A 9,886-nucleotide genomic window follows, 5' to 3' on the forward strand; every position below is an offset into this window, starting at 1 on the left:
GGGTTTGGAAATTCGAGCGATGCGTGTCAGTGCTAGGAATGTGTTTCCGGCGATCGTCAGACAGGTAAAATTGGGGAGTATTAGCGCGGAGATTTTGCTGGAAATTGCCCCAAATGTTGAGGCGGTGTCTACGATTACTCGGTCTTCAGCCGAGGCATTGCAATTGACAGCAGGCAGACATGCTTATGTGACGATTAAATCTAGCGATGTAATGGTAGCTGTGGATGATTAGGGACTCGCCAGCCTTGAGCTTTGTCGAAGCACGGTCTAATCTAATGTGGCTGGCTTGTGCCTTGCTAATTTCAATGCTGACAACAACAAAATTGTACCCAAGATCGAGTACAGCGGCGAACTCGATACATATCCTAACAGCCTACTGCCAATAAATGCACCCAAAATCGAGCCAGATGCCATCCAACCGATGAACCCTCGCTCTAATTTGACTTGGTTGAGTCTTTGCTGGTTTTTGTATTTGAATAGACCCATCATAATTGTTGGCATACTAATTGCAAGACTTAAACTTCCTGCTAATTTAATATCAACCGCAAACAATAAAATAATAGTGGGAATAATCAACTCACCACCTGCAACGCCGAGCATACTGCTGAATATACCAATAAAGATTCCGGCGATAAACCCAAAACTGATTTTTAAAATGATTGGGAGTTGTAGACTACAATTAGCTTATCAGCATTCTCAGGGCGTTTGCCAAGTTGAATCGCTGCCCACAAAGCCGCTCCCGACGAAATCCCCGACAGTATCCCCTCTTCTCTGGCTAACCGACGACCAAAGTTAATGCTTTCATCATCTGTCACCTGAATTACCTCATCGATCGGATCTGTCCGCAGTACTTGTGGTACGAATCCCGCCCCAATCCCTTGAATTTTGTGCGCTCCTGGTTTGCCCCCAGACAAGACATGACTATTTATCGGTTCGACAGCCACAACTTTAAAACTCGGTTTGCGGGACTTGATAACTTCAGCAATCCCAGTAATCGTACCGCCAGTACCGACTCCGCCAACGATAATATCGATCGCGCCATCGGTATCTGCCCACAATTCTTCAGCGGTAGTTTCGCGGTGAATTTTAGGATTGGCAGGATTGTTAAATTGCTGAGGCATAAAAGCATTGGGCAATCCCGCGACGATCTCCTCAGCGCGACGAATCGCCCCCTTCATCCCTTCAATCCTTGGAGTTAATTCCAACTGTGCGCCGTAGGCTTTGAGCATGGCGCGACGTTCTAGGCTCATAGTTTCGGGCATCGTCAGGATCGGGCGATAACCCTTAGCTGCTGCCACCATTGCCAGGGCAATTCCGGTATTCCCAGAAGTTGGTTCGACGATGATGCTTTTGCCCGGTTCGATCTGCCCTGCGGCTTCTGCGGCGGCAATCATGCTTGCCCCAATCCGATCTTTGACTGAGGCGGCGGGATTCATCCCTTCCAATTTGACTAAAATTTCCGCCACACAGCCTTCTGCCTGGGGAATGCGATTGAGTCGTACCAGTGGCGTTTTACCGATTAATTCTGTAATATTATTGGCAATCTTCATAGTTATTCGAGTTTTCCTAAATTTTGATTAGGGCTAAAATAATGATATTACTGTAATTCGGTAGGGATACTGTTATTTTAATCGATCGTCATCGGCGATCGATTAAAATAATTAAATCATCGCACCGGAGTCAATTCCTCAAGCTGAATTTACGCCCTGGATAATGCTGATTGGCGGTTTGCTGGTCGGGTTTGGGACGCGGATGGGTAATGGTTGTACGAGCGGTCATGGAGTCTGTGGACTGGGTAGGCTCTCATGGCGATCTCTGGTTGCTGTGATTACATTTTTGGGAACGGCGATGATTACCGTTTTTGTTACCCGTCATCTGTTGAAGTGAGGTGCGATCGATGAAACAAAATTTGGTAGCTGTAATTGCGGGACTATTATTCGGTCTGGGTTTGAGTTTGTCTCAGATGGTCGATCGATCGTGCGTGTTGGGATTTCTGGATGTCACGGGTAATTGGGATGCGACACTATTATTTGTATTGGGTGGGGCTGTGGGTGTTACTGTAATTGCCTTTCGGTTTGTTTTGCGTCTACCTAAACCAGTCTATGAGGAGAAATTTTACTTGCCCAAACAACAAAATATCGATGTGCCACTAGTATTAGGTGCAGCTATTTTTGGGATCGGTTGGGGGCTATCTGGATACTGCCCAGGGCCAGCGATTACTGGGCTAATTCTTGGCAGTTGGAATCCGGTTTTATTCGTGTTGGCAACGATATTTGGATCGCTGAGTTATGGTTATTTATCAAAACGATCGACATGAATCAAAATGGTAAGTTAGCTTGTTACTTTCTCACCATTTATTATCACTTGTTAAATTCCTGCACCATAAAGAAAATCTTCGATCTCTTTATCTGTTTTATTTACAGCTTGAGTTGGCACCTTTATCTCCCCTTCGATCGCGGGATGCAGTTGAGCCGCAAGAGATTGAACTTGCTGTTCTAAACCCTTAATCCGATCGAATAACTTACTAATAACTTCAGCTTCGATATCTGGTAAATACTCCCAATTTTGGGCTGGATCGATCGATCGAGTCCCATTGCGAATGATTCGCCCTGGAATACCGACGACAGTGCAATCGCTAGGGACATTTCTTAATACAACCGAACCCGCACCAATTCTGACGTTATCGCCGATATTAATATTGCCTAAAATCTTGGCACCCGCGCCCACTAAAACATTATTTCCCAGCGTTGGATGGCGTTTGCCCGTCTCTTTGCCCGTACCGCCGAGGGTTACACCTTGATAGATTATCACCCCATCGCCAAGAATCGCAGTTTCCCCAATTACTACTCCCGTACCGTGGTCGATAAATAGCCCTTTGCCAATTGTCGCACCAGGATGAATTTCAATTCCCGTAAAAAATCGATTTAAACTCGCAATAAATCGGGGGATAAATGGCAACCTTAATCGATATAACCAATGGACGAATCGATGACAAGATATGGCTTGCCAACCAGGATAGCAAAACAGGATTTCCAACCAATTTCGGGCGGCTGGATCGTGCTTTTTAATGATTTGCCAATCGGCGATCGCGACTTCGATCGGGTTCGCAGGCGGTCTAGGTTGAATGTTTTCGAGGGAGATAGAAGTTGGAGATGTTTGAAAATGTTGATGCGTTTCTGTTAAGGAGTGATTGTTATTCATAAGTGTCAATTAGAAGTTAAAGAATAAATTAAAATTTATTTTTTTATAATAGATAGGGTGCGTTAGCCGCTACGAGGGTTAAAAATATAGAACCCATTTGACATCTTCTAGTGGGATAGGGCGGGTTCGTTCAATATCAAACAGTAACCTCGACGTTGATTAGCATAAACCCGCCCATCCTCACCAATATCTGTCGATCGCAATCATCGATGACGGATATTTTTAATTACCTCACCAATATCTATCGATCGCTTTTCATCGATGACGGACGCTTTTAATTACCTCCACCAACCTGTCAATCTCCGCACGGGTATTGTAAAAAGCCAGCGACGGGCGGACTGTGGTGGCTAAACCAAAATGTCTGAGACTCGGTTGAGCGCAGTGATGCCCAGCGCGAACGGCAATCCCCTCCTGTGCCAACATTTGCCCGACTTGCTCGGTGGGAATATCGTCCAAAATAAATGAGAGGACGCTCACCTTATTCAGGGCAGTACCGATCGGGCGCAACCCTGGAATCCCCGCCAATCGCTCGGTGGCGTAGGCAGTGATTTCATGTTCGTACCGTTCGATATTGGACATCCCCAACCGCGTAACATAGTCGATCGCGGTACCCAATCCCACGGCATCGGCGATATTCGGCGTTCCTGCTTCAAATTTTGCAGGCGGATCGCTGTAGATGGTTTCCTCGAAGGTGACATGACGAATCATGCTGCCGCCACCTTGCCACGGGGGTAGATCTTCGAGTAATTCCTGTTTGGCATACAGGGCACCAATCCCACTGGGGGCAAAGAGTTTATGCCCAGAGAACACATAAAAATCGCACCCGATCGCCTGAACATCGATCGGCATGTGGGAAACTGCTTGGGCACCATCTACCAGTACCCGCGCTCCATGTCGGTGGGCGAGGTGCGTCATTTCCGCGACGGGGACGACTGTTCCCAGGGAATTGGAAACTTGGGTAATCGAGACAATCCGCGTGCGCGAATTTAACAGGCGAGTATATTCCCCCATGTTAATTTCACCCCGATCGTTAATCGGAATCACTTTAATTACCGCCCCCGTTGCTTGTGCTAACATCTGCCAAGGGACAATATTCGCATGATGTTCGAGGGTAGAGAGGATAATCTCATCCCCTGCCCGAATATACTTCCGCCCAAACGTATTCGCGACTAAATTAATCGCCTCGGTTGTACCCCGTAAAAAGATGATTTCTGAGGCATTACCAGCCCCCAAAAATCGCTGTACTTTTTCTCTCGCGCCCTCGTAGGCATCGGTAGCACGAGCGGCGAGGGTGTGAGCGGCGCGGTGAATATTCGAGTTGTCGCGCTCGTAGAAGCAAGATAGACTATCAATGACACTTTGGGGCTTTTGGGTGGTGGCGGCGTTATCCATCCAAATCAACGGACGACCGTTCACCTGTTGATGTAGGATCGGGAAATCACGCCGAATGACGTGGACATCAAAGGGTTCGCCCGTAGAATTAAAGTTGAAGCTTTTCTCTGTTGGCGATTCTGCTTCACAGACACTGCGTGAACGCAATGATGCTGGTGTTGCCGATTCTATACCCCGTTGCACTTCTGCTTCACTCCCTGGTACTAGGGCTTGAGGATGTGGAGCATCGATCGATCCGACTGGACTAGGAATTTTGGAAATAGCCGGAATTTGCCCAGCAAGATCTCGCGCGAGTCGGCTAATGGCATCGATGTCAAATCGATCGCTCGGTAAATTCCCTGTCGGAATGCCTGCTCCATTGCTCGACGCTGATGGAGTAGCAAAATTACTCGGCGGTGTAGTCGCCGTTGGGAATTTCGATGGAGTAGTCAGATTACTCGGTGGTGTCAGGCTGGGTGTTAACCCTGCTAACGCCTGTTGTAACTGAGGATCGACACTCCCGCGCATCTGAGAGTAAAGCTGTTGAGCGATCGCGGTTAAAGGATCGTTACTCAGACTAGGAATACTCGCAGGGGTTGGAGTATTTCCCAGTAAGGCTACGCCATTATTCGTCGGAATCTGACTGCTCGGTTGGGGCACTGCACCAAAACCATTTGTCGGGATCTGACTGCTGGGCTGAGGAACTGAGCCGAAACCATTATTTGTCGGAATCTGACTACTGGGTTGGGGCACCGTGCCAAAACTATCGGCTGTTGGCGTTCCAACTCGATCGGTTGGCAGGGCAGTATAAAATTGATTTGCCATCGCTTGAACGATGCTCGGATCTACTGCCGTCACCCCTGGTGATGGGTGATGCCCGTTATTGCCATTAGAATGATTAGAATTGGACATATTGGTAGTCATGGTAGTAGCCTACTTCGACATTTTCTAAGACAGCTAGGGCATCATCAGTCAGTACAGCGCAAGAGAAGTAGAGCGTTAATAAATAAGATGCGAGTGCTTGGACATCGATTCCCATAAACCGTACTGACAGACTGGGCATTTTTTCGCCTTGAATGCCGATTTGATGTAAGCCGACAACGCCTTGATTTTCTTCACCCACTCTTACCAGGAGAATATTTGTCGTTCCCGTTCCGTAGGGATTACCGTTGCGATTTTTGACTTCCAATTTGTCGCAGGGAACGATCGGTAAACCGCGCCAAGTCAAGAAGGTGGCTCCAAATAGATTGACAGTTGCGGGAGGAACGCCTCGGCGGGTGCATTCTCGTCCGATTGCTGCGATCGCGCGAGGATGGGCGAGGAAGAAGGCGGGCTTTTTCCAGACGCGGGAAATCATTTCATCCAAATCGTCGGGTGTAGGTGGGCCGTAGCGGGGTTTGACGCGCATTAAGGGCGAGACATTGTTCAATAATCCATAGTGAGGATTGTTGATAATTTCCCATTCCTGCTGTTCTTTCAAGCCTTCGATCGTCAAGCGTAGTTGTTCGCGCAACCGATCGATCGGTTCGTTATAGATATCTGTCACTCGCGTGTGTACGCGCAAGACACTTTGAGCGATGCTCAGTTCGTATTCGCGGGGTTCTTCTTCATTCCGTGCCGAATCAACCGATACGCTTTGGAGCGGCTGAGGCTGGTTAACTGCTGAGTCTAAACTATTACTTTGTAACTGACGACTTTCTCTAGTTGTGACTCTTGTAACCATAAGAATTTATTACTTGTGATGATGGTGTTTCGATCGACTACTACTATTTTCCTATCTATTTACCGTTATTATTTAGATCGACATTAGCATAGGTCATGCTAAGATAGCAAATGAATCTACTGTAACTCCATAAACTTACCGTAAATTTTTTCGTACTGGCAATAATCCACACCCGAACAAGGACAATATGGCTATTTTACAGATCGAAAATGGTGCTACCTATACTCAAAGCAGCCAAATCGAACATCAACTAAGTGCCTTACAGATTGAGATCGGACAACTGCCATTGGATCGGTACTTATCTCAACCGCAGCAGAGTCAATCGCTGCAAGCACTATTTCAGCTAGATGTGCTCGATCTCGCTCAGAAACAAGAAATTTTGCAATCACTCCGTCCTCAAGCGACGAAGCTGAAATACTTTGGCAATTGTACCCACTGCGATCTGTTAGTTGCCAATGTCGCATCGTCAAGCTTGTACCAGTGGTAGTCGTCCCCATGTTCACACAGAAGACCAAGTGCTATATCTGCTATCGGGAGAATGTATACTCGGATTTTTACATCCCGATGGCTATCGGATCGAACTGATATTGCAAGCACAGGAGTATATCAAAGTGCCTGCGGGAATTAGACATTGGTTTAGTTTATCCGCATCACTAGATCTCAAAGCTCTGCGTTACTTTACTCAAGTTAGTAATGAATCTCCAAAGAAGTTGCATGATGAATTTCACTTTAGTTATCAATCGATCGACTAAAATCTAGCTTCGATCTTCTTCAAATAGTCTATTTTCAGTGTTTACAAACTCTCTAACTATTACAATCGAAGAGGTAATTTCCAATGACTTATCTATCCTTGACCGAATCTCAAGTAAAAGTCTTACAGTCGATCGATATCAATATCCCCCAGCAACTACATCAGCAGCCAGTCTTAGCTAAACTCATCGCTAGTTACAATCTAATTGTCAATTTTAAAGCAGCCGTATTAGACCGAAAAGCCACAGGTGGTGGGTGGTTCAGCCTCACGTTGGAAGGCAATTCCCAAGATGTCAAAAATGCGCTCAAAGATCTCCAGGAGCTAGGGGTGGAAATTTTTTATCATGGTTCGGTGCCATTATTGTTAGAAAATATTGAGTAATTAATTTCAAATTCGATCGCCATCATGATAAATAGGGAACCAGAATTTTGCGATTACTTTGCCTATGGATCTTGCATGTGTCCTGTAGATTTGCAGCGCACATTGCAAGAAGCAGTCGAGCCTTATATTGTTGGGACGGCAACACTGACAGGTTATCGAGTTGGCTTTTATTATTATGCCCAGCATCGTAACTGTGGGGTCTTAGATATCGTACCCGATCGCGATTCAACAGTTCACGGAGTCTTATATCGATTGCCTGCTAGACTAATTCCGGCTTTGGATCTGCGCGAACATGTGCCCCAAGGTGGCTATCGCCATGAATTGGTAGATGTGCAGTGTCAAGATCGGCATTATTTACAGGTGAAGACTTATGTAGTCGTCAATAAATTGGCAACTGAACACCCGCCGAATGATTGGTATGCAGGAGTGGTGATGCGTGGTGCAGCTACCTGTAATTTACCCACTGATTACCGTCATCAGCTCCAAGCACATATCCAGCGACTTCAACAAAACTGGCAACCCGGCGATTTGGCTGTTGCATAGATCGCGACTAGGATCGTGGGATCTTTGGTCGAGCGCGGCATTATTCACCGACATCAGCGTCATTTTATTATTTCACTAGATCGCGATCCGTTCTGGCACTATGAAATTTAAGCAATTATTCTGTAATTTGGTCGCATGGGTTACCGTTTGACCGAGATTATGGATATTGTTAAGATAATGTTCGGGTTTAGGCAATATTCCGCTCTAAATATCGTTGATTTCTCTTTATTGTGGCGATAAAGCCACCGCCAACTTATAACTCCCCTATGAGCAACGTTATTCCAGCCCGGATTGTCAAACCAAAACCCGCTTGGCGACAGTGGTTCGATCGGATCCGCAATCTATCGTGGACTTGGCGATTTACTTGGTTTTATCTGAGTGCGATGTTATTTCTGCCCTTGGGGGCAATGTTCGCCAAAGCGGGTAGCGATGGCTGGGCTAAGTTTTGGGACGTAGCAACAAGTCCGATCGCGTTATCGACTTATGATGTTACTTTTACGACTTCGTTGATTGCCTCATTAATTAATGGTTTGTTTGGCACCGCGATCGCGTGGGTGATGGTGCGGTATGATTTTCCTGGTAAACGGATTGTCGATGCTTCGATCGATCTGCCATTTGCCCTACCGACAGCAGTGGCGGGGCTGACTTTGGCAACAGTCTACAGCGATAATGGCTGGATTGGCAGTTTATTCGCGCCATTTGGGGTCAAAATTGCCTTCACGCGCTGGGGGGTAGGGATGGCGATGTTATTCATCTCGCTGCCATTTATCGTCCGTACAGTTCAACCCGTACTAATTGAAATGGAACGAGATATCGAGGAAGCCGCCTGGTGTTTGGGTGCATCGGACTGGCAAACTTTTCGACAAGTAATTTTGCCGCCATTATTGCCATCAATTTTGACGGGGATGGCGTTAGGTTTTTCGCGGGCGGTGGGCGAATATGGCTCGACGGTAATTATTGCATCTAATACACCATTTAAAGATTTAATCGCGCCTGTTTTAGTCTTCCAAAGATTAGAGCAATATGACTATGCTGGGGCGACGACAATTGGTGTAATCTTACTCGGAATTTCGCTAGTAATATTGCTGGGTATTAATATTTTACAAGCATGGGGACAGCGGTATGAAGACTAATAATATTCCCGATAATGCTCTAGTACGGCAAGGCCCCGATCGCAAGCAGCTTAATTTGATTCCAATTATTTTAATTGGCTTATCGCTAGCTTATATTAGTCTGATTGTTTATATTCCGGCAATTAATGTTTTTTATCAAGCATTTCACAAGGGAATCGATCCATTTTTAGCTAATTTAACCAATCCAGATTTTCTGAGTGCGGTGAGAATCACGCTATTACTGGCTTTAATTACCGTCCCCATTAATACAATCTTTGGATTGTGTGCCGCGTGGTCGATCGCACGGCATCAATTTCCCGGACGTACTTTATTATTAAGTATTATCGACCTCCCACTATCGATTTCTCCAGTCGTTGCTGGTTTAATGATTATGTTACTCTATGGTCGTCAGGGCTGGTTTGGCGGCTGGTTGCAAGATCGCGGCATCGATATCGTGTTTGCGTTTCCAGGCATGGCAATTGCGACGGCTTTTGTGAGTATGCCATTTGTGGTGCGAGAGGTAATTCCGGTTTTAGAAGAAGCTGGTACCGATCAAGAAGAAGCCGCCAGAACTCTAGGCGCAAGCGATTGGCAGATTTTCTGGAGAGTAACGCTACCAAATATTCGCTGGGGTTTGATGTATGGCGTATTGCTCACAAATGCCCGCGCAATGGGCGAATTTGGAGCTGTCTCGGTAGTCTCTGGAAATGTCGCCAATACGACTCAAAGTTTGCCGCTATTCGTCGAAGAAGCTTATAAACAATACGATACCGAAGCCGCTTTTTCAGCCGCCGTTTTACTCGC

12 protein-coding genes and 2 pseudogenes are annotated in these 9,886 nt (G+C 46.3%); 9 read left to right on the forward strand and 5 right to left on the reverse strand.

Going from position 1 to position 9,886, the window contains the following annotated elements:
- On the forward strand, positions 1-232 hold a 232-nt coding region (locus Q0R35_RS00385), incomplete at its 5' end, for a TOBE domain-containing protein (RefSeq protein ID WP_295613267.1).
- 35 nt (positions 233-267) lie between these two features.
- Here the strand turns inward: Q0R35_RS00385 and Q0R35_RS00390 are convergent.
- Positions 268-669, reverse strand: a pseudogene (locus tag Q0R35_RS00390) (sulfite exporter TauE/SafE family protein); the annotation flags it as partial.
- Complete coding sequence (gene cysK / locus Q0R35_RS00395; RefSeq protein ID WP_295613273.1) at positions 651-1,550, reverse strand: cysteine synthase A; 900 nt, start codon at positions 1,548-1,550, stop codon at positions 651-653. The pseudogene Q0R35_RS00390 and the gene cysK, both read right to left, overlap by 19 nt.
- Before the next feature lie 151 nt (positions 1,551-1,701).
- On the opposite strand from cysK, the pseudogene Q0R35_RS00400 reads away from it, so the two are divergent.
- Together Q0R35_RS00400 and Q0R35_RS00405 are read left to right on the forward strand one after the other, a co-directional pair.
- Positions 1,702-1,887 (forward strand): annotated as a pseudogene (locus Q0R35_RS00400) (YeeE/YedE thiosulfate transporter family protein); the annotation flags it as partial.
- A gap of 10 nt (positions 1,888-1,897) precedes the next feature.
- Positions 1,898-2,317, forward strand: coding sequence for a DUF6691 family protein (locus Q0R35_RS00405; protein ID WP_295613279.1), 420 nt, complete (start codon positions 1,898-1,900; stop codon positions 2,315-2,317).
- A 50-nt stretch (positions 2,318-2,367) separates the two neighbouring features.
- Here the strand turns inward: Q0R35_RS00405 and cysE are convergent, their stop codons facing one another.
- The 3 genes from cysE to Q0R35_RS00420 form a co-directional block, all read right to left on the reverse strand.
- On the reverse strand, positions 2,368-3,201 hold the full coding sequence (cysE, locus tag Q0R35_RS00410) for a serine O-acetyltransferase (protein ID WP_295613282.1): 834 nt from the start codon (positions 3,199-3,201) through the stop codon (positions 2,368-2,370).
- A gap of 255 nt (positions 3,202-3,456) precedes the next feature.
- A complete protein-coding gene (locus tag Q0R35_RS00415; protein ID WP_295613285.1) occupies positions 3,457-5,484 on the reverse strand; it encodes a SufS family cysteine desulfurase in 2,028 nt (675 codons plus the stop codon).
- Complete coding sequence (locus Q0R35_RS00420) at positions 5,471-6,295, reverse strand: hypothetical protein (RefSeq protein WP_295613287.1); 825 nt, start codon at positions 6,293-6,295, stop codon at positions 5,471-5,473. The genes Q0R35_RS00415 and Q0R35_RS00420 overlap by 14 nt, the downstream gene beginning before the upstream one ends.
- Before the next feature lie 187 nt (positions 6,296-6,482).
- Between Q0R35_RS00420 and Q0R35_RS00425 the strand changes: the two genes are divergently transcribed.
- The 6 genes from Q0R35_RS00425 to cysW all read left to right on the forward strand — a co-directional run.
- Positions 6,483-6,782 carry a hypothetical protein gene (locus Q0R35_RS00425; protein WP_295613290.1) on the forward strand — a complete coding sequence of 100 codons (300 nt, stop codon included), beginning with the start codon at positions 6,483-6,485 and terminating at the stop codon, positions 6,780-6,782.
- Positions 6,751-7,047, forward strand: coding sequence for a hypothetical protein (locus Q0R35_RS00430; RefSeq protein ID WP_295613303.1), 297 nt, complete (start codon positions 6,751-6,753; stop codon positions 7,045-7,047). The genes Q0R35_RS00425 and Q0R35_RS00430 overlap by 32 nt, the downstream gene beginning before the upstream one ends.
- Positions 7,048-7,130: 83 nt before the next feature.
- Positions 7,131-7,427: an NIL domain-containing protein gene (locus tag Q0R35_RS00435; RefSeq protein WP_295613293.1), complete on the forward strand. Its 297-nt coding sequence runs from the start codon at positions 7,131-7,133 to the stop codon at positions 7,425-7,427.
- Positions 7,428-7,451: 24 nt separating this feature from the next.
- Positions 7,452-7,970 carry a gamma-glutamylcyclotransferase family protein gene (locus Q0R35_RS00440; RefSeq protein ID WP_295613295.1) on the forward strand — a complete coding sequence of 173 codons (519 nt, stop codon included), beginning with the start codon at positions 7,452-7,454 and terminating at the stop codon, positions 7,968-7,970.
- Positions 7,971-8,236: 266 nt separating this feature from the next.
- Positions 8,237-9,103, forward strand: coding sequence for a sulfate ABC transporter permease subunit CysT (gene cysT / locus Q0R35_RS00445; protein WP_295613298.1), 867 nt, complete (start codon positions 8,237-8,239; stop codon positions 9,101-9,103).
- Positions 9,093-9,886 (forward strand): sulfate ABC transporter permease subunit CysW (gene cysW, locus Q0R35_RS00450; RefSeq protein WP_295613300.1); only part of this gene is annotated, 794 nt, incomplete at its 3' end. The genes cysT and cysW, both read left to right, overlap by 11 nt.

It is taken from the genome of Chamaesiphon sp. GL140_3_metabinner_50, assembly GCF_025361915.1.
GTDB lineage: Bacteria > Cyanobacteriota > Cyanobacteriia > Cyanobacteriales > Chamaesiphonaceae > Chamaesiphon.